Annotated in this window: 18 protein-coding genes; 8 read left to right on the top strand and 10 right to left on the bottom strand. The window is 72.4% G+C overall.

Going from position 1 to position 18,214, the window contains the following annotated elements; all coding sequences use genetic code 11:
- Window positions 1–87: 87 nt before the first annotated feature.
- Both EDF19_RS07205 and EDF19_RS07200 read left to right on the top strand, forming a co-directional pair.
- Entirely contained in the window at window positions 88–1,128 is a 1,041-nt protein-coding gene (locus EDF19_RS07205; protein ID WP_123680231.1) for an aldo/keto reductase, read from the top strand.
- Window positions 1,129–1,164: 36 nt separating this feature from the next.
- A complete protein-coding gene (locus EDF19_RS07200) occupies window positions 1,165–1,662 on the top strand; it encodes a hypothetical protein (protein ID WP_148071053.1) in 498 nt (165 codons plus the stop codon).
- 1 nt (window position 1,663) lies between these two features.
- Here the strand turns inward: EDF19_RS07200 and EDF19_RS07195 are convergent, their stop codons facing one another.
- Both EDF19_RS07195 and EDF19_RS07190 read right to left on the bottom strand, forming a co-directional pair.
- A complete protein-coding gene (locus EDF19_RS07195) occupies window positions 1,664–2,443 on the bottom strand; it encodes an Fpg/Nei family DNA glycosylase (protein WP_123680229.1) in 780 nt (259 codons plus the stop codon).
- Between the two features lie 50 nt (window positions 2,444–2,493).
- Window positions 2,494–7,275: an ATP-dependent helicase gene (locus EDF19_RS07190; RefSeq protein WP_123680228.1), complete on the bottom strand. Its 4,782-nt coding sequence runs from the start codon at window positions 7,273–7,275 to the stop codon at window positions 2,494–2,496.
- A gap of 171 nt (window positions 7,276–7,446) precedes the next feature.
- Here EDF19_RS07190 and EDF19_RS07185 point away from each other — a divergent pair, with 171 nt between their 5' ends.
- Window positions 7,447–8,091: a PadR family transcriptional regulator gene (locus EDF19_RS07185; protein WP_123680227.1), complete on the top strand. Its 645-nt coding sequence runs from the start codon at window positions 7,447–7,449 to the stop codon at window positions 8,089–8,091.
- Between the two features lie 160 nt (window positions 8,092–8,251).
- On the opposite strand, the gene EDF19_RS07180 is transcribed toward EDF19_RS07185, so the two are convergent.
- Entirely contained in the window at window positions 8,252–8,872 is a 621-nt protein-coding gene (locus EDF19_RS07180) for an alpha/beta hydrolase (RefSeq protein WP_123680226.1), read from the bottom strand.
- Between the two features lie 73 nt (window positions 8,873–8,945).
- Between EDF19_RS07180 and EDF19_RS07175 the strand changes: the two genes are divergently transcribed.
- A complete protein-coding gene (locus EDF19_RS07175) occupies window positions 8,946–9,488 on the top strand; it encodes an NUDIX hydrolase family protein (protein ID WP_123680225.1) in 543 nt (180 codons plus the stop codon).
- Between the two features lie 83 nt (window positions 9,489–9,571).
- Here the strand turns inward: EDF19_RS07175 and EDF19_RS07170 are convergent, their stop codons facing one another.
- A complete protein-coding gene (locus EDF19_RS07170) occupies window positions 9,572–9,775 on the bottom strand; it encodes a CsbD family protein (protein WP_123680224.1) in 204 nt (67 codons plus the stop codon).
- Window positions 9,776–9,914: 139 nt separating this feature from the next.
- Window positions 9,915–11,528 carry a DEAD/DEAH box helicase gene (locus EDF19_RS07165; RefSeq protein WP_123680223.1) on the bottom strand — a complete coding sequence of 538 codons (1,614 nt, stop codon included), beginning with the start codon at window positions 11,526–11,528 and terminating at the stop codon, window positions 9,915–9,917.
- 288 nt (window positions 11,529–11,816) lie between these two features.
- On the opposite strand from EDF19_RS07165, the gene EDF19_RS07160 reads away from it, so the two are divergent.
- Window positions 11,817–12,662, top strand: a complete 846-nt coding sequence (locus EDF19_RS07160; protein ID WP_123680222.1) for an endo alpha-1,4 polygalactosaminidase — start codon at window positions 11,817–11,819, stop codon at window positions 12,660–12,662.
- Window positions 12,663–12,727: 65 nt separating this feature from the next.
- Here the strand turns inward: EDF19_RS07160 and EDF19_RS07155 are convergent, their stop codons facing one another.
- From EDF19_RS07155 to EDF19_RS07145, 3 genes are all read right to left on the bottom strand, one after another.
- Window positions 12,728–13,087 carry a GntR family transcriptional regulator gene (locus tag EDF19_RS07155; protein ID WP_123680641.1) on the bottom strand — a complete coding sequence of 120 codons (360 nt, stop codon included), beginning with the start codon at window positions 13,085–13,087 and terminating at the stop codon, window positions 12,728–12,730.
- A gap of 10 nt (window positions 13,088–13,097) precedes the next feature.
- Window positions 13,098–13,670: a DUF1684 domain-containing protein gene (locus EDF19_RS07150; protein WP_123680640.1), complete on the bottom strand. Its 573-nt coding sequence runs from the start codon at window positions 13,668–13,670 to the stop codon at window positions 13,098–13,100.
- A 146-nt stretch (window positions 13,671–13,816) separates the two neighbouring features.
- Window positions 13,817–14,299 (bottom strand): hypothetical protein, encoded by a 483-nt coding sequence (locus EDF19_RS07145; RefSeq protein ID WP_123680221.1) that lies wholly within the window; start codon window positions 14,297–14,299, stop codon window positions 13,817–13,819.
- Window positions 14,300–14,372: 73 nt separating this feature from the next.
- Between EDF19_RS07145 and EDF19_RS07140 the strand changes: the two genes are divergently transcribed.
- The gene (locus EDF19_RS07140) at window positions 14,373–15,137 is read left to right on the top strand and encodes a carbonic anhydrase (protein WP_185022730.1); all 765 of its coding nucleotides are present in this window, start codon (window positions 14,373–14,375) and stop codon (window positions 15,135–15,137) included.
- A gap of 36 nt (window positions 15,138–15,173) precedes the next feature.
- Here the strand turns inward: EDF19_RS07140 and EDF19_RS07135 are convergent, their stop codons facing one another.
- Window positions 15,174–15,806 (bottom strand): GNAT family N-acetyltransferase, encoded by a 633-nt coding sequence (locus EDF19_RS07135; protein ID WP_123680219.1) that lies wholly within the window; start codon window positions 15,804–15,806, stop codon window positions 15,174–15,176.
- Between the two features lie 96 nt (window positions 15,807–15,902).
- Here EDF19_RS07135 and EDF19_RS19095 point away from each other — a divergent pair, with 96 nt between their 5' ends.
- Together EDF19_RS19095 and EDF19_RS07125 are read left to right on the top strand one after the other, a co-directional pair.
- Window positions 15,903–16,508: a hypothetical protein gene (locus EDF19_RS19095; protein WP_185022729.1), complete on the top strand. Its 606-nt coding sequence runs from the start codon at window positions 15,903–15,905 to the stop codon at window positions 16,506–16,508.
- Between the two features lie 44 nt (window positions 16,509–16,552).
- Window positions 16,553–16,855: a DUF427 domain-containing protein gene (locus EDF19_RS07125; protein ID WP_123680218.1), complete on the top strand. Its 303-nt coding sequence runs from the start codon at window positions 16,553–16,555 to the stop codon at window positions 16,853–16,855.
- 30 nt (window positions 16,856–16,885) lie between these two features.
- Here EDF19_RS07125 and EDF19_RS07120 read toward each other — a convergent pair whose 3' ends face one another.
- Window positions 16,886–18,145, bottom strand: a complete 1,260-nt coding sequence (locus tag EDF19_RS07120) for an Nramp family divalent metal transporter (RefSeq protein ID WP_123680639.1) — start codon at window positions 18,143–18,145, stop codon at window positions 16,886–16,888.
- Between the last annotated feature and the right edge of the window lie 69 nt (window positions 18,146–18,214).

Below are 18,214 nucleotides of genomic sequence, written 5' to 3'. Positions count from 1 at the left end.
TCCGTATAGTTCCGGAAGGGCGTTCCACTTCGGTCCACGATACGGCACCGGAGCGCAGCACGCCATCGACAGCAGGAGGAACCGCACATGCAGTACCGCACCCTCGGCCGGACCGGCATCCAGGTCAGCCCCTTCGCGCTCGGCGCCATGATGCTCGGCACTGACGGCCGCATCGGCAACGGCGACGAGAAGGACTCCATCCGCATCGTCCACCGCGCACTCGACGCCGGGATCAACATCATCGACACCGCCGACCGCTACTCGCAGGGCGGCTCCGAGGCGCTCGTCGGGAAGGCCCTCAAGGGACGCCGCGACGACGTGGTCCTCGCCACGAAGTTCAACGGTCCGATGGGCGAGGACCCGAACCGCCGCGGGAACTCCCGGCGCTGGATCACCACGGCGGTCGAGGACTCCCTCCGCCGCCTGCAGACCGACCACATCGACCTGTACCAGGCGCACCGCCCGGACGACACCGTCGACCTCGAGGAGACCCTGTCCGCGCTCACCGACCTGGTGCGCAGCGGCAAGGTCCGTGCGATCGGGTCGTCGGACTTCCCGGCCCCGATGCAGGTCGAGGCACAGTGGACCTCCGAGCGCCGCGGCCTCGAGCGTTTCCGGACCGAGCAGCCCACGTACTCGATCCTCAACCGCGGCATCGAGCGTGAGGTCCTGCCGGTCGCGCAGCGGTACGGCATGGGCGCACTCGTCTGGAGTCCCCTCGCCGGTGGCATGCTCACCGGCCGCTTCCGCAGGGGCGAGCAGTCCGACCTCGCGCGGGTGCAGATGTTCCGGCACAACTCCGACGAGCGCCGCATCGACGCCGTCGAGCAGGTCGTCGCGCTCTCCGAGGAGACCGGTATCCCGATGACCCACCTCGCGATGGCGTTCGCGATCGCGCACCCCGGTGTCTCCAGCGCCCTGATCGGACCGCGGTCGATGGAGCAGCTCGAGGACCTGCTCGCCGGCGCGGACGTGGCGCTCTCCGACGAGGTGCTCGACCGCATCGACGCGATCGTCCCGCCGGGCACCGACGTCGGGCGACTCGACCAGCAGTACGAGCCGCCGGCAGTCCTGGACGCGACGCTCCGGCGGCGCGCCCCGGCAGACCGCGCAGCGCGGATCGTCTGAACCCGCTCCCACCGGGGTCGGCTTAGCGTGCCGGCCATGTCCACTCGTGTGAAGACCGCATCGGCGCTCGTCGGCGCCGCGACCATCGCCCTGCTCCTCACGGCGTGTGATCCCGGTGGGGCGCAGAACATCAACCCCGTCGGCAAGGTGCCCGGCTCCGAGGAGAAGTCACAGTCGGCACAGTGCGACGTGGCCTCGAGTGCCGTCGTCGACGTGATCGACAAGGCCGTCGGCAGCCACGACACCGCCGAGTTCGCGAACATCCAGAAGGGCGACGGTGGCTGGTACCTCGGTGCCACGATCGTCCCCGCCGACAGCAACGACCCCAACGAGGACGAGGTCACCGTCTGGGCGACGACGGAGGACCCGACCGCCGAGGACTTCGACGGCCAGGTCTACGCCGTGAACGAGACGGCGAAGGAGGCCGTCGCCGACGAGTCGACCACGACGTCGACCGCGCCGAGCTCGTTCAGCGCGGACTCCGACGCCGCGCAGCAGGTCGAGAGCTGCGTGGTCGAGGCCTCCGACCGATGAGTCAGGTCTGGCAGCGCGGGCACCAGTAGGTGTCCCGCAGGGTGAGCTCGGAGTCGCCGAGCTCACCGTGCCGGATCGGGGTGCCGCACCGCAGGCACGGCTTGCCGGCCCGGCCGTAGACCCAGAACCGCCGGCCCGGGCGGTCGACACCGGTCGTCACCCGGGCGCTGCGGTCACGGTTGGCCAGGATCAGCCGGCTCGCCAACGCGATCGTCCGCGCCGGGTCGCGCACCTCGGCCACGGGACGCGTCGGCAGCACGCCGCGCAGGAAGCAGAGCTCGTTGCGGTAGACGTTGCCCAGACCGGCGAGCACCCGTTGGTCCAGCAGTGCCAGCCCGATTGGGCGCGACGGGTCTCGCGTCAGGTTCTCCAGCGCGAGGTCGGCATCCCAGTCGGGGCCGAGCAGGTCCGGCCCGAGGTGTCCGACGATCTCGGACTCCTGGTCGCGGGGGACGACCTCGAGCACGCCGAGGGTGAAGCCGACGGTCGAGACGTCCGCGGCGTCGAGGACCGCCCGCGCCTGGTGCGCCGGCCGTCGCCAGCGGTCGCCGGGTGCGTAGACGTCCCACCGCCCCTCCATCTTGAGGTGCGAGTGCACGGTCAGGTCGCCGATCCGGTGCAGCAGGTGCTTGCCGCGGGGCACGACCTCGTCGACGGTGCGGCCGACCAGGTCGAGCGTCGCGTACGCGGGCACGCGGAAGTCGCTCCGGGTCAGCACCTTGCCGGCGAGGGCGGTGTGCAGACGGCGTGCGGCCCGGAAGACGGTGTCGCCCTCAGGCACGGGTCACCCCCGGCAGATGGTCGCGGATCTGCCGGGAGGCGCGGCTCGCCTCACACACGGAGGCGCAGTCCCTGCGGGGTCGCGGTGAACCCCGCCTCACGCAGCGCTCCGCCGAGCGGCGTCTGGAGCACGAACTCGCCGTCGACCCGCTCGACCGAGAGCTTCCCGAGCCCGGTCCGGACGGTCCCCGCGATCGAGGCTGCCGCCGCTGCGAGGTCGGCCGGGTCGTCCGTGAACGTGAGCACGGACTTGCCGCCACGCTCGACGTACACGGCGAGCTTGCCGTCGACCGTCGTCACGAGGGCCCCGGCCTTGCGGCCGGGTCGGTGCCCGCGGCCCGCAGTGCCCGACGTGCTCGTGGTGCCCGACGTGCCCGTGGTGTCCGGCACGCCCGCGGTGGCCGGCGACGTGTCGTCGGCGCTCGCGTCGCCGGTCGGCCACGGCAACGATGCGCCGTACGCGTTCGCGGGGTCCGTCGCGGCGAGCGTCAGTGCCTCGCGCTTCCGGTCGGGGTCGGCGCGCTCGTCGTCGTCGAGGTCGCGGGCGTACGTCCGGAGCCGGTCGACGGTCGGGCCGGTCGCGAACTGCGCTGCACCGAGCCCCTCGACGAAGTACCCGCGTCGTGCGCGGCCGGACTCCTCGAACCGGGAGAGCACCCGGTAGACCCCGGCGAACCCGCCCCGGACGCCCTCGACCTGCACGGCGCCGCGGGTGACGACGCCGTACCGCTCGAGCAGCTGTTCGGCGGTCGCGGCGGCCCGCACGGTGGCGTCCGACTCGGCCAGGGGCAACAGCGACCAGCGCCCGCCGACCGACGGCGGGCCGGACTGCGTCGGCATGGTCGGACGTCGACGGCCGCGGTAGGCACGGGCTCGCGGGGCGCTCGCGCTCTTCGCCTTGCCGCCGAGCATCGAGCGGAGCGGCGCGAACGTGTCGTTCGTGATCTGGCCGGCCCACACCAGGTCCCAGAGCGCTGTCGAGAGCGCCTGGTCGTCGGTGCTCCCCACGGCCTGCCCGAGCTGCCGGAAGAAGTAGGCGCCGCCGCCCGCGAGCGCGCCGAGCACGTCACGCTGCAGCTCGGTGGTCTCGTCGCCGGACGGCTCGGCGAGGGTGGTCGCCGCGGACTCCGCCAGGTGCAGGCGCACCCAACCGTCGTTGCCGGGCAGCGTCCCGCCGCCGGACCAGAGCACCTCGCCGGTGGCGGTCAGTTCGTCGAGCATGCTCGTCGCGTAGTCGGTGACGCGCGACGGCAGGACCAGGGTCTCCCACGCGCTCGCTGGCAGGGCGACGCCGGCGAGCTGGTCGATGACCTGCAGGACGCCGTCGACGCCGCGCAGCCCCCCGCGGGTACCCGGCGTGTGCACGTGCTGCCACGCCGGCAGGAACCGGGCGAGGGTGTCCGGTGTGACGGGCTCGACCTCGTGCCGGAGCGCCGCGAGGGACTTCGTCCGGATCCGGCGCAGGACCTCGGCGTCGCACCACTCCGCGCCCTGACGGTCCGGGCGGAACTCGCCCTCGACCACGCGGCGGTCGGCGACCAGCCGCCGGAGGGTGTCCTGCACGACGGCGATGCCGAGCCCGAGTCGTCCGGCGGCGTCCTGGGCGGAGAACGGCCCGTGGGAGCGGGCGTACCGGCCGACCAGGTCGCCGAGCGGGTCGGCGACGGGCTCGACGAACGCCGTCGGCACGCCGATCGGCAGCGGGACACCGAGGGCGTCGCGGAGGCGGGAGGCGTCCTCGATCACGGCCCACCGGGTCGCCCCGGCGTGCGAGAACGACAGGACACGGCGATCGCGTTCGAGCGCGGTGAGGATCCCCTCGGCCTCGCCGAGCGCAGCGGTGCGCGCGGCGGCGTCGGAGGTGGCGTCCGTGGCGGACGCCAGCCAGCTGCGGTCCACGACCTCGCCCACGTCGAGTGCACCGACCAGTCGGAGCACGTCCACGATCCCCTCGGCATCACGGGCACGGCGGTCCGGGGAGAGCCGCTGCAGGTCCTGTTCGACCCCGGTGATCACCCCCGGGTCGAGCAGCTCCCGCAGTTCCGCGCGACCGAGGAGTTCGCCGAGCAGGGTCGAGTCGAGCGAGAGCGCCGCTGCCCGACGTTCGGCGAGCGGGGTGTCGCCCTCGTACATGAACGCAGCGACGTAGCCGAACAAGATCGAGCGGGCGAACGGCGACGGCTGCTCGGTCTCGGTCTCGACCAGTCGGATGCGGCGACCGGCGATCTCGTCGGCGATGCCGAGCAGCGCCGGCACGTCGTACACGTCCTGCAGGACCTCGCGCACGGTCTCGAGCACGATCGGGAACGACGGGTACTTCTGCGCGACCTCGAGCAGCTGTGAGGCCCGCTGGCGCTGCTGCCAGAGCGGCGACCGCTGTCCGGGGTTCCGGCGGGGCAGCAGCAGCGCGCGGGCTGCGCACTCGCGGAACCGGGCGGCGAACAGTGCCGAGCCACCGACCTCGTCGGTCACCAGGGCCTCGAGGTCGTCGCGCTCGAACACGAACAGGTCGGCCCCCGGCGGCTCCGCGTCGGTCTCCGGGATGCGCACGACGATGCCGTCGTCCGCGGCCATCGCGTCGCCGTCGATGCCGTGCCGTTCCCGCAGCCGGGCCGCGACCGCCAGCGCCCATGGTGCGTGCACCTGCATGCCGTACGGCGAGTGCAGGATGAGCCGCCAGTCGCCGAGCTCGTCGCGGAAGCGCTCGACCACGAGCGTGGTGTCGTTCGGGACGTGGCCGGTCGCCGCCCGCTGGTCGCGGAGGAAGGCGAGCAGGTTCGTCACGGCACGCTCGTCCAGACCACCGGCGGCCACGCGGGCGCGGGCATCGTCGTCCGAAGCGCCCTCGACCTCGCGCACGAACGCACCGGTCGCACGACCGAGTTCTGCGGGGCGGCCGATGCCGTCGCCCTTCCAGAACGGGACGCGACCCGGTTGCCCGAACGCCGGGCTGACGATCACACGGTCGTGGGTGATCTCCTCGATGCGCCAGCTGGTCGCGCCGAGGGCGAAGACGTCGCCGACGCGGGACTCGTAGACCATCTCCTCGTCGAGCTCGCCGACGCGGGACGCCTTCTCACCGACCATGAAGACGCCGAACATGCCGCGGTCGGGGATCGTGCCACCGCTCGTCACCGCGAGCCGCTGCGCCCCGGGTCGACCGGTCAGGGTGCCGTGCACGCGGTCCCACACGAGCCGGGGCCGGAGCTCGGCGAACTCGTCGCTCGGGTACCGGCCGGTCACGAGGTCGAGCGTTGCCTCGAACGCGGAGCGCGGCAGCCCGCTGAACGGGGCGCTGCGGCGGACGAGCTCGAACCAGTGCTCGACGTCGACCGTGTCGATCGAGCCGGCGGCGACGGTGTGCTGGGCGAGCACGTCCAGCGGGTTCGCGGGCACCGAGATCGACTCGATCTGTCCGGACACCATGCGTTCGACGGTGACGGCGCTGTTGACCAGGTCCGCGCGGTGCTTCGGGAACAACACCCCTCGGGAGATCTCGCCCACCTGGTGCCCGGCGCGGCCGACACGCTGCAGGCCGCTCGCGACCGACGGCGGCGCCTCGACCTGGACCACCAGGTCGACCTCGCCCATGTCGATGCCGAGCTCGAGGGAGCTCGTCGCGACGACGCACCGCAGGCGCCCGGACTTGAGGTCGTCCTCGATGATCGCGCGCTGGTCCTTCGACACCGAACCGTGGTGGGCGCGGGCGAGCACCGGCACCGACGTGTCCGAGCCGCCGCCGCCGGTCTGCCCGGAGGCGCCGATCATCTGCGCCGGCGGCCGCTGCGGCGCGACGGCGTGGGCAGAGGTCCGGGCGGGCGACTGTGGCCGACCCCGAGCGACCGGCAGGCCGTCGTCGGCGGGCGAGGCACCCGCCGGCACCAGGACGCCGTCACCGGCCGCGGCGAGCACGCGTTCCTCGTGGATCTCGTTGAGCCGCGCGGTCAGTCGCTCGGCCAACCGCCGCGAGTTCGCGAACACGATCGTCGACCGGTGCTCCTCGATCAGGTCGACGACGCGCTCTTCGACGTGCGGCCAGATCGAGCCGTTCGACGGTGCGTCGGTCGCGTCCGCCCCGACCGGGGGAGCGCCGAGCTCGGCCATGTCGTCGACGGGAACGACGACCCGCAGGTCGAAGGTCTTCTGGGCGGGCGGCGCGATGATCGTCACCGGCGCGCGCCCACCGAGGAACCGCGCGACCTCTTCCGGTGGGCGCACCGTGGCGGACAGGCCGATCCGCTGCACGGGCTTCTCGAGCAGGTCGTCGAGCCGTTCGAGCGACACCGCGAGGTGTGCACCGCGCTTCGTCGACGCGACCGCGTGGACCTCGTCCACGATGACGGTGTCGACGTTCACCAGGGTCTCGCGGGCCTGGGACGTGAGCATCAGGTAGAGCGACTCGGGAGTCGTGATGAGGATGTCCGGCGGCTGTCGGAGCAACCGCTGCCGGTCGGACGACGGGGTGTCACCGCTCCGGACACCGACCGTGACGTCCGGTGGTTCGAGTCCGAGGCGCCGCGCGGTCTGGGTGATGCCGACGAGCGGACTGCGGAGGTTCCGCTCGACGTCGACGCCGAGCGCCTTGAGCGGCGAGACGTAGAGCACGCGGGTGCGCTGCTTGGCTGGCGGGTGGTCCGCCGCGCTGATCAGCCGGTCGATCGACCACAGGAACGAGGCGAGCGTCTTGCCCGAACCGGTCGGGGCGATGACGAGCGCGTGCTGGCCGGTCGAGATCGCGTCCCAGGCACCTGCCTGCGCCGGGGTCGGTGCGGCGAACGCGCCACGGAACCACTCCGTGGTCGCGGGGGAGAAGCGCTCGAAGACGTCCGTCATGGTCCGTCCCATCCTGCCCGCCACCACCGACAGCAGGCCGTGTGCGGATCACCCCTTGACAGAGCGATAGTTACCGATCTATCGTAAACACATCGCGATACGACGAAGACGAAACCAGTCAGACCGATCGCGAGCCGACTCAGCAACAAGGAAGGACGCATCATGCGCCCCATGCACAACGACAACGAGAACGACGTCCACGACCACCCGCGCGGCCCCCGCTTCGGCGGCGCGCGGCAGCACCACGGTGCAGGCTTCCCCGGCCGCGACCGCGGTGACCACGAGCACGGCCGCGGCGGCTTCGGCGGCCGCGGGTTCGGTGCAGGCTTCGGCCCGGGCTTCGGTCCCGGCTTCGGCGGACCCGGTTTCGGCCGCGAACGCCGTCGCCGCGGCGACGTCCGTCTCGCGATCCTCGGTCTGCTGGCCGAGGGCCCGCAGAACGGCTACGCCGTGATCAAGACCATCGCCGAGCGCACCGGCGGAGCCTGGAAGCCGAGCCCCGGCTCGGTCTACCCGACGCTCCAGCAGCTCGTCGACGAGGACCTCGTGGTCTCCACGGGGGACGGTCGCAAGACGCTCTTCGAGCTCACCGACGCCGGCAAGGCCGAGGCGGAGGCGAAGGCCGACGAGATCGCGGCGGCGCTCGACGCGGCGCCCGGGATCCCGGACGCGCAGCGCGAGTTCTTCGAGGCACTCCGGAAGACCATGGGCGTCCTGCACATGTACCGGACGACCGCGACCGAGGAGCAGGCCAAGGCCGCGACGGCCAAGGTCGACCAGCTCCGCAAGGACCTCCTGCAGATCCTCGCCGACTGACGGACGCACCCCGACACGGACGGGAGGCACGGTGCCAGCTGGCACCGTGCCTCCCGTCCGTCGTCGCCGGGGCCGACCCCCTCACATCGTGAGCAGGAATGGTCGGGTCCGCACCTCGGACCCGACCATTCCTGCTCACCGAGCGTGGTGCGAAGCGCGCCTACGACGCGTCGATGAACGCCGTGACGTCGGACAACTCCGCTGCGGACACCGCGTGCGGCAGCCCCTCGTACGTCCGGTCCGTCACGGCCGTGTGTCCAGCGGCCCACGCCTGCGTGCGCGCGGTGGCGTCTGCCGGGATCACCGGGTCGAGGTCGCCGTGCCCGAGGAACACCCGGGGCCTGACGTCGGCCACGGCCTCGTCCCGCGAGTCCGTCACCCCGGGCACCAGGAACCCGGACAGCGACACCGCGAACGCGAACGCGGCCGGCCGTGCCCGGAGGAGTTGCAGCGCCATCGACCCGCCCTGAGAGAACCCGAGCAGCCCGATCCGAGGGTGGTCGACGGCGACCGAGTCGATCCACGCGAGCACCTCGGCGACGGCGGCGTCGACCGGCTCGAGCGCGGGCGAGCCCGGCGTCCCGAGCGGGTACCAGCTGAACCCCTGCCCCCACGGCATCGGTGCCCGGAGTGACGCCATCGTCCACGCGGGCGGCAGTGCCGGTGCGAGTCCGAGCAGGTCGCGCTCGTTCGACCCCACCCCGTGCATCGTCACGAGGAGCGGTGTCCCCGTCCGCTCGGCGCCGTTCCTGGTCCACTGCACGAGGTCCGCATCGATCATGTGGACAACGCTAACCATCCCCGACTCCCGCGCCTTCCGCCGAACTCGCCGCCGTCCCTGGTAGACACGGTGCATGTCCTCGCTGCGCACCCCCGATCCCGACTCCGGCTGGCTGTCCGACGAGGAGCTCGCCAACGTCCGTCGCCGTCTCCCGATCTGCTACGTCGAAGCGGTCCCCGTCCGGACCGACGGCCTCGGCGTCGTGACCGAGGTGGGCGTGCTGCTGCGCGTGTCCCCCAGCGGTTCGATCGCCCGCACCCTCGTCTCCGGGCGGGTGATGTTCGGCGAGTCGATCCGCACCGCGCTCTTCCGGCACCTCGAGAAGGACCTCGGGCCGATGGCGTTCCCGCAGCTCCCCTCGAGCCCGACGCCGTTCACCGTCGCCGAGTACTTCCCGCTGCCCGGTGCCTCGGTCTTCACGGACGAACGCCAGCACGCGATCTCGCTCGCCTACGTCGTGCCGGTCACGGGCACGTGCGAGCCGCGGCAGGACGCACTCGAACTCACCTGGATGAGCCCGATGGAAGCCGCTTCCGACGCCGTCGCCGACGAGATGGAGGGCGGACGCGGTGCCCTGCTCCGCGCCGGACTCGCCTCGGTCGGTGCCCTGCACTAGCGGGCACGCCTGACGGAGCACCAACGACGAAGCCCCCGGATCCGATCGGATCCGGGGGCTTCGCAGCGCGGTTGCTGACCGGCTTACTTCTTGTCGTTGCTGAAGCTGTCGGCGACGCCGTGCGCGGCGTCCTTGACGTCGGTGACGCCCTGCTTGGCCGAGGCCTTGGCCTGGTCGGTCTGACCCTCGGTCTTCAGGCGGTCGTTGTCCGTCGCGTTGCCGACGGCCTCCTTGGCCTTGCCTGCTGCCTTGGCAGCGGCGTTCTTGATGTCATCGATCCCAGCCATAGGCTCTCCTTCCACCAGCGGACGTTTCCCCATCAGCCACTCGCGCGGCATCCGGTGCAACAGACCGTACGCCCGGCGGGGAACCCCACTTCCAGCCCCCGCCAAGGTTCGCGGGTCGGGCGGACCCTTGCGGGTCGGGTCAGTGGCGGTCGGCAGCGCCGGCCGGACGGGAGGCGCGGCGCGAGCCACCACGGCGGTTGCCGCCCGACTCGCTGCCGGCCCCACGGCCAGCGGCGTAGCCACCGTCGGAGGACCAGACCGCTGACGAGCCGCCGCGCACGACGTCGCCGCTACCCGAGCGACGGTTGCCGCCGCTGCGGCGACCACCCGTCGAACCGGCGGCCGCGGCGCCGGAGCGACCGGCACCCTCGGAACGCGCGCCACGAGCCGGACGGCCCTGACGGCCACCGGCCGAACCGGCGGACTCGGGAGCCGAACCGGAGCGTGCGGGCTGACCCGCGCCTCCCGAACGACCGCCGCGGCCACGGCGACGACCGCCGTCACCGGCGGACTCGGCCGAGCGCTGCTTGGGCTGGCGCTGCTGCTGCGCCGGCTGGTCCTCGGCCACGTGGCGGATCGGGGCGACCTCGCCGACGAGCGCGGTGACCGCCGGGGAGGTCGCGGTGACCTGCTGCGGGGTGACCTTGATGGCCGCGGCACGCATCATCTGCGCGACGTCGCGACGCTCGGCCGGCATGGTCACCGTGACGACGTCACCGGACGAACCGGCACGGGCGGTGCGGCCCGAGCGGTGCAGGTACGCCTTGTGCTCGGTGGGCGGGTCGACGTGCACGACGAGCTCGACGTTGTCGACGTGCACACCACGGGCGGCGACGTCGGTGGCGACGAGGACGAGGGCCTCGCCGGACGAGAACTTCGCGAGGTTCCGCTCACGGGCGCCCTGCGACAGGTTGCCCTGCAGGTCGACGGCCGGGATCCCCTGGCTGCTGAGCTGCTTGGCGAGACGCTTGGCGTGGTGCTTCGTGCGCATGAAGAGGATGCGGCGACCGTTGCCCGAGGCGAGGGTGCTCACGAGGTGCTTCTTCGCGTCGGCGTCGGCGACCTCGAACAGGTGGTGGGTCATCGCCTCGACGGGGCTGTTCTCGTCGTCGACGGAGTGCATCACCGGGTTGTGCAGGAACTTCTTGACGAGCTTGTCCACGCCGTTGTCGAGCGTGGCGGAGAACAGCAGACGCTGTCCCTGCTCGGGCGTCGCCTGCATGATCTTGGTCACACCGGGCAGGAAGCCCATGTCGGCCATGTGGTCGGCCTCGTCGAGGACGGTCACCTCGATGTCGCCGAGGTTGACGTGGCCCTGCTGCATGAGGTCGGCGAGGCGACCCGGGCAGGCGACGACGACGTCGACGCCGCCGCGGAGGGCGTCGACCTGACGGCCCTGCCCGACGCCACCGAAGATGGTCGTGGTGTTCAGGCCCATGGCCTTGGCCAGGGGGGCGAGCGTCGCGTCGATCTGCGTCGCGAGCTCACGGGTGGGGGCGAGCACCAGGGCGCGGGGGCGACCGGCACGGCGCTTGCGGCCGCTCGCGGCGAGGCGCGCGGCCAGCGGGATCGCGAAGGCGATGGTCTTGCCGGAGCCGGTGCGGCCACGGCCGAGGACGTCCTTGCCCTGCAGGGAGTCGGGGAGCGTGTCCTCCTGGATCGGGAACGCGGTCTCCTTGCCCTGGTCGGCGAGGACGGCGACCATCGGCGCGGGGACGCCGAGGTCGGAGAAACGGAGGTCATTGGTGGTCATGGTGACCTTTCGAGCCGGATGAGACCGGCTGTGGGCGCGCTCTGAGGCAGCGCGCGGGCGGGATGCGCGCCAACAGAGGTGGCTGGCGCAGTCGCCGCAGCAGAGAAGCCTGGGCACCTTCGGGAGGTGCTCGATCATCGACCAGAGGATCAGTGGAACGTGGTCGGGAGTTCGGGGCGTCCGTACGACGCACGAGACGATCGGCGTCTCGAGTACCACCAGCATAGCGGGTGCACGCCCCAGAACCCAGGACCGGTCCGTTCGCCGTGCGCGTGCGAGGATTCCCGGGTGCGCACGCGAACCGTCCTGATCACCACCGCGATGGCCCTGGTGGCCGTCCTCGGCACCGTCGGCTGCGCCGAGGCGGCTCCGACCAGTGCCGCCGCACGCTCCGCTGCTGCGTACGCGAACCTGCCGACCTCGGGACGCCCGGACTACCAGCTCGGCGGCTCGTACACGCCGCCGTCCGGCGTGACGATCGTCGAGCGGGACAGCACCGCCCGCCCGGCGAAGGGCAAGTACAACGTCTGCTACGTCAACGGTTTCCAGACGCAGCCCGAGTCCGCGCGCACGTGGACGAAGTCGTACCCGTCGGCGATCCTCCGCGACGGGGCCGGCAAGCCGGTGTCCGACCCGGGCTGGCCGGACGAGATGCTCCTCGACACCCGGACGGCGGCGAAGCGGGCGCTCATCACGAAGGTGCTCGCGAAGACCGTCGCCCGGTGCGGCGACCGCGGGTTCGACGCGGTCGAGTACGACAACCTCGACTCCTGGACCCGCAGCGGGAAGCGGCTCACCCGAGCGGGGAACCTGGCGCTGGCGAAGTCGCTCGTCGCCGTCGGGCACCGCCACGGCCTGGCCGTCGGGCAGAAGAACACGCCGCAGCTCGGGGCCTCGGGGCGGAAGCAGACCGGGTTCGACTTCGTCGTCGCCGAGGAGTGCGTGCAGTACCGGGAGTGCTCGGCGTACACGAAGGCCTACGGCAAGCGGGTCATCGACATCGAGTACGCGGACACCCTCGAGCGATCATGGAAGTCGGTGTGCGGGCTGACGAGCCGGCCCGCGATGACGATCCTGCGGGACCGCGACCTGGTGGCACCGTCGGACGACGCGTACGTGTACGAGCACTGCTGAGCGGACAGCGGACAGCGCACGACGCCGGAACACGGGCGACGCGGCCCGCGAACGGCGTGCTCCGCTCAGGCGGGCCAGGCGTCCCGGAGCGCGGTCGCCGCCTGGTCGGCGGAGAGCCCGGCAGCCCGTGCCGCGGCCGCCAGCGCCCGTGCGGCGTCCGCCACGGCGTCCGGCACCTCGGCCGGTCGCACCACCCGGGTGCCGGCGCCTCGCGCCGTGTGCACCAGGCCGGACTCCTCGAGCAGCTGGTACGCCTTGGCGACCGTCCCCGCCGCGAGACCGAGCTCGTCCGCGAGCCCGCGCACGCTCGGCAGGCGTTCCCCGTCGACGAGGTAGCCGGCGGTGATCTGCGCGGCGATCTGCGAGCGGACCTGTTCGAACGGCGGCACGCGTCCACCGGCGTCGAGGGCGACGAGACCTGTCATGCGTTCCACCCTAGAAGTCGTACTGCTCGCCGACGGGGATCGGGACCGGCACGGTGTTGCCCGGGGGCGCGAGCGGGCATGCCCACGCCGGGTCGTACGCGCACGACGGGTTGTACGCGAAGTTGAAGTCGAGGACGAGCGACCCGAAGTCGTCGCCGCCGAGGTCGGCGCCCTTGATCGTGTCGAGCAGGTAGCGCCCGCCGCCGTACGTCCCGCGGGCCTTGCCGGCGCTGGCGTCCTTCACGGGCACGAAGACCCCGCCCGCGTAGCCGCCGTGCGACCAGACGTCGAGCGTGCCGATGCCGGGCAGGCTGACCACACCGAGCCGGTCGAAGTGCACGATGCCGTCGGTCCCCGTCTCGACGTCGAGGTCGAGGGGCTCCGCCGCTTCGATCCGTGCCTGGAACCGCCACGCCGGGTCGTAGTCCGGCACCGGGAGGGCCTCGAAGTCACGGGCGTCGTCGTCGAGCAGGGGCGAGGCCGGGTGGTCGGCGAACATCGCGTCCCGCGTCTCCCGCCAGAGCGCGTGCGCCGTCTCCGGATCGGGCGTCGCCCGCACCCTGCGGTACAGGTCGAAGGTCATCCGCCGCCAGTCCACGGTCGCGAGCGTGCTGTGCACACGGTCGGTCTGCGCGGTGGTGTCGGTCGTCGGCTCCTCGGGGCGCGTCTGGCTCACGTGGTCGAGGCTACGCCCGCTGCGCGGTGGACGGGAGGCCCGGATCGCGTCCGTCAGGACCCGTCCGTCCGCCAGGTGGGCGCGAGAGCACGCATCCGGAGTGCCCGCCACTGCCAGATGACCCACATGCCCGGCCACAGTGCGACGCCGAGGGCCGCTGGACGCATCCGGTAGGTCAGGCGGTCGAGGAGCAGCGTCCCCCCGCCCGGCGCGGGCAGGACGGCCATCCGGTGCCGCATCATCATCCGGCCGAAGAGTCCCGACGTGCCGCCGCCGTTGTCGCGCTGCACCGGGACACCGTCGACCTCGTACAGGTCGAGGTCGACGTGGGTGTCCCCGCTCGGCAGCAGCCCGAACGCGTCCGCGGTGATCGGGTGCGGGTGACCCGGTTCCCACCGCTCCGGGAACCCGTCCGGGTCCCGCGAGCGGTACACCAGGAACGGCTTCGTCACCGCGACCATCACGGACGGGGACAACAGTGCGTCGCGCACGGCCTCGACCGGCGCGTCGAGGACGATCCGCAGGCCGACGTGCATGCAGCGGACCCTACGCCCGGGAGCCGTGCCCGCTTCAGTGAATGTGAAATACCAGTGTGTCAGGCTGTCCGGCATGCGCAACCGCTCCCGCCTTTCCCTGCTCGCCGCCCCTGCCGTGCTCCTCGTCCTCGCCGGCTGCACCCCCGACGCTCCGTCCGAGCGCACCCCGCACGACGCCGGTGCCGCCTGGTCCTACGCGGGCGAGGGGGCACCGGACCACTGGGGCGGCCTCGCGAACGAGTACGGCACCTGCGACGCCGGTGAGCAGCAGTCGCCGGTCGACCTCCCCGCTCCGGCCCGCGGTGCGCAGCTCGACCTGACCGCGTCCGGTGCCGTGCACGGCCTGACCGCCGACAACGGACACACCGTGCAGTTCACCGCCGACGACGGTGCCACGACGACCATCGACGGGACGGCGCTCGACCTCGTCCAGATGCACTTCCACGCCGCGTCCGAGCACACCGTCGACGGGGCCGCCGCTGCCGCCGAGTTCCACTTCGTGCACGCGGACCGGAAGGGGGAGCTGACCGTCGTCGGCGTCCTGGCCGAGGTCGGTGCGCACAACCCGGCGTACGAGAGCTACGTCGCCGGGGCGACCGCCGGCGCCGGCCGGGCCAGCACGGTGGACGTCGAGTCGATGCTGCCCGCCTCGCGCTCGTTCGCCACGTACGAGGGATCGCTCACCACGCCGCCGTGCTCGGAGGGCGTGCGGTGGATCGTGCTCGAGGACCCGATCGAGCTCGGCGCGGACCAGATCGCGGACCTCGAGGCGGCGCACGTCGAGAACGCCCGCCCCGTGCAACCGCTCGGCGACCGGGTCATCGGCCACGAGCTCTGAGCGACGGCGCTCGCCGCTGTCTCGTCTCGTCCGGCGTCAGGCGTGCCGTGCGGAACGGCGGCGCGACCCCTCGGCGCGGTCGTGCCGCCGGAGCCGTTCCGCCAGGGACAGCCGGACGGCCGGCCACTCCGACGCGATGATCGAGAACACCACGGTGTCGCGGAGCGTGCCGTCACGACCGATCGCGTGGTTCCGGAGCACGCCGTCCTGCTTCGCACCGAGCCCGGCGATCGCGGCCCGTGACTGCTGGTTGTGCCAGTGCGTCCGGAACTCGACCGCGATGCACTGCCACGCCTCGAACGCGTGCGAGAGCATCAGCAGCTTCGACTCCGTGTTGATGCCCGACCGCTGCGCCGACTTCGCGAGGAACGTGCTCCCGATCTCGACACGACGGTTGCCGGTGTCGACGTTCATGAAGGTCGTCGACCCCACCACCCGCCCGGTCGGACGGTCTCGCACCGCGAACGGCACCATCCGGCCGGCCTCGTGCTCGGCCAGGCGACGGTCGATCTCGTCCTCGACCTGCGCCGGAGCGGGGATCGACGTGTACCAGGTGCGCCAGAGATCGCCGTCGGTCACCGCTGCCCGCAGGTCGTCCGCGTGTTCCTGAGCCAGCGGCTCGAGCGTCACACGGTCACCGGTCAGGGTGGGCACGGGGGCGATCTCCATGGAAGTCGATCCTAGGGTCGCCGACCCTGGCGAAGCCCTCCGAGCGGCCACCCTGTGGAGAGGGACAGGTGTGCCCCGGCGGCTACCCTGACGGACGTGGCAGAACGCACCCAGGAGAAGTACCAGGTCCGGTTCGCGTGGGGCACCGGCGGGGCGGCGCGCATCGCCCACGGCGCCCACCTCGTCGTCTGGGTGGACGTGTTGCCCAGCGGGACCGACGCGGCCGCGCAGCGGCGTGCGATCCGGGACGCGACCGCGCTGCTGCCGGACGGTCCGGAGGTCGTGCTCGGCCACCTCGGCAACGCGAGCGCGGTCGCCGGACGGGTGACGGGCCTCCAGGCCGAACGCGGTGACCGGTGCGTCGTCGCGGTCGTCGCTGCCGGACTGCACCACCGCGGTGCGCTCGACGACGCGGCCGAGGCCGCCGGCGAGACCGTGGACGTGTCCGACGCCCCCGACTTCGCCGTGGAGGACCTGCTCGCGGCCGGAGCCGTCGTCGACGCGCTCGCCGCAGTCGGCATCGACCACACCTCACCCGAGGCCGCTGCCGCCTGCGCGGCCTGGACCGGACTCCGCCGAGCCGTGAAGCACCTCGTGAGCGCGTCCGAAGGGGCCACGGCGCTGCGCCCCGAAGACGTGCACGCGGCGCTCGCCGCCGGACCCGACCTCGTCGTCCTGCGGGAATCGGCACGCCGCGCGTAGCGTTCCCGACGTCAGGAACCCCGCAACGAGCGAAGGAGCACGTCATGAAGGCAGTCGTCGGCGACACCGTGATCGCAGAGGCCCCGCAGGAGGACCTCATCCAGATCGAGGGCAACTGGTACTTCCCGCCGTCGAGCGTGAAGTCCGAGCTGTTCACCGAGAGCCCCACCCAGTACCACTGCCCGTGGAAGGGCGACACCCAGTACTTCACGGTGAACGTCGACGGGCAGGCGCTGCAGGACCGTGCGTGGTCGTACCCGACGCCGATCCCGTCGTCCTTCGACCGCGTCGGCAAGGACTACTCGGGCTACGTGGCGTTCTGGAAGGACGTCAAGGTCGTCGACTGACGGCGCGGCCCCCGACCGACGGCTTCGTGCTCACCCGGCGAGGGTCAGCACGACCAGCGCGATGTTGAGCGACACGATGACCGCCGCGATCACCCACGCCACCACGCGGGTGACCGCGGCGTTCACGTCGGCGCCCATCACGCTCCGCCGCGACGTGTAGACGACCAGCGGCACGATCGCGAAGGCGATCCCGAAGCTCAGCACGACCTGGCTCACCACCAGCAGCATCGTCGCGTCGGCGTTCACCGCGAGCAGCACGATCGCCGGTACCAGCGTGACCACGCGCCGGGCGACGAGCGGGATGCGCACGTGCAGCAGCCCCTTCATGATCTCGGCACCGGCCATGCAGCCGACCGAGGTCGAGGCGAGCCCGGAGGCCAGCAGCCCCACCGCGAAGAGCACCCCGACCGCCGGTCCGACGTGCTCCGCGATCGCGCGCTGTGCCCCGGGGATCGAGTCCGTGCCGGGCACGCCGGGCAAGGTGGCGGCAGCGAGCACGAGCATGCAGATGTTCACGCCGCCGGCCACGATCAGGGCGAGTCCGACGTCCCACCGCGTCGCGACGAGCACCCGGCGCCGCTCCGGTCCGGCGGGGACGTCGCCGTGCCGGTCCCGGGCGAGTGCGGAGTGCAGGTAGACGGCGTGCGGCATCACCGTCGCACCGAGCATCGACGCTGCGAGCATGACCGACTCCGAGCCCTCGAACCGCGGCACGAGTCCGGCGACGAGTTCGGCGGGGGAGACCTGCGCGAAGAGCAGGCCGGCGCAGAAGCCGACGGTGAGGATCGCGAGCATCGCCGTCACCACGGCCTCGAACGTGCGGGTGCCGCGGCGACTGTGCAGGGTCAGCAGGAGCATCGACACGACCCCCGTGATGACGCCGCCGGCGACCAGCGGAAGGCCGAACAGCAGGTGCAGGGCGAGCGCGCCGCCGATCACCTCGGCGATGTCGGTCGCGGCGGCGACGATCTCGGCCTGCCCCCAGAACAGCAGCCGAGGAGTGCGGCGCATCCGCAGGCCGAGGTGCTCCGGCAGGGACTTCCCGGTGACGACGCCGAGCTTCGCGGACAGGTACTGCACGACGACGGCACTCGCGTTCGCGGCGACGAGGACCCAGAGCAGCAGGTAGCCGTACTTCGCGCCGGCGGTCAGGTTGGCGGCCACGTTGCCCGGGTCCACGTACGCGATGGCCGCGACGAACGCCGGGCCGAGCAGGGTCAGTCCGGCGGCACGACGACGGGGGCCGCCGGTCGGGGACTCGGTGACGTGCGGGGTCGCGGTGTCCGTCATGCCGCCCAGCATGCCAGAGGATTCGGCGTGCCGAATCTTTTTCTTCGAAGCCATTGCGTTCGATGGCCT

Origin of the sequence: Curtobacterium sp. PhB115 (genome assembly GCF_003752025.1) — a bacterium.
Classification (GTDB): domain Bacteria; phylum Actinomycetota; class Actinomycetes; order Actinomycetales; family Microbacteriaceae; genus Curtobacterium.
The sequence above is the reverse complement of the archived record's forward strand: the minus strand, read 5'-3'. Positions and strand labels throughout refer to the sequence as shown.

Excerpts from the sequence above, each read along its gene's own strand:
- EDF19_RS07135 (WP_123680219.1), bottom strand. The coding sequence starts at position 15,806 with ATGGAGATCGCCCCCGTGCCCACCCTGACCGGTGACCGTGTGACGCTC.
- EDF19_RS07180 (WP_123680226.1), bottom strand. The coding sequence starts at position 8,872 with ATGATCGATGCGGACCTCGTGCAGTGGACCAGGAACGGCGCCGAGCGG.
- EDF19_RS07205 (WP_123680231.1), top strand. The coding sequence starts at position 88 with ATGCAGTACCGCACCCTCGGCCGGACCGGCATCCAGGTCAGCCCCTTC.
- EDF19_RS07175 (WP_123680225.1), top strand. The coding sequence starts at position 8,946 with ATGTCCTCGCTGCGCACCCCCGATCCCGACTCCGGCTGGCTGTCCGAC.
- EDF19_RS07140 (WP_185022730.1), top strand. The coding sequence starts at position 14,373 with ATGCGCAACCGCTCCCGCCTTTCCCTGCTCGCCGCCCCTGCCGTGCTC.
- EDF19_RS07200 (WP_148071053.1), top strand. The coding sequence starts at position 1,165 with ATGTCCACTCGTGTGAAGACCGCATCGGCGCTCGTCGGCGCCGCGACC.
- EDF19_RS07165 (WP_123680223.1), bottom strand. The coding sequence starts at position 11,528 with ATGACCACCAATGACCTCCGTTTCTCCGACCTCGGCGTCCCCGCGCCG.
- EDF19_RS07170 (WP_123680224.1), bottom strand. The coding sequence starts at position 9,775 with ATGGCTGGGATCGATGACATCAAGAACGCCGCTGCCAAGGCAGCAGGC.
- EDF19_RS07155 (WP_123680641.1), bottom strand. The coding sequence starts at position 13,087 with ATGACAGGTCTCGTCGCCCTCGACGCCGGTGGACGCGTGCCGCCGTTC.
- EDF19_RS07145 (WP_123680221.1), bottom strand. The coding sequence starts at position 14,299 with ATGCACGTCGGCCTGCGGATCGTCCTCGACGCGCCGGTCGAGGCCGTG.
- EDF19_RS07125 (WP_123680218.1), top strand. The coding sequence starts at position 16,553 with ATGAAGGCAGTCGTCGGCGACACCGTGATCGCAGAGGCCCCGCAGGAG.
- EDF19_RS07150 (WP_123680640.1), bottom strand. The coding sequence starts at position 13,670 with ATGACCTTCGACCTGTACCGCAGGGTGCGGGCGACGCCCGATCCGGAG.
- EDF19_RS07185 (WP_123680227.1), top strand. The coding sequence starts at position 7,447 with ATGCACAACGACAACGAGAACGACGTCCACGACCACCCGCGCGGCCCC.
- EDF19_RS07190 (WP_123680228.1), bottom strand. The coding sequence starts at position 7,275 with ATGACGGACGTCTTCGAGCGCTTCTCCCCCGCGACCACGGAGTGGTTC.
- EDF19_RS07120 (WP_123680639.1), bottom strand. The coding sequence starts at position 18,145 with ATGACGGACACCGCGACCCCGCACGTCACCGAGTCCCCGACCGGCGGC.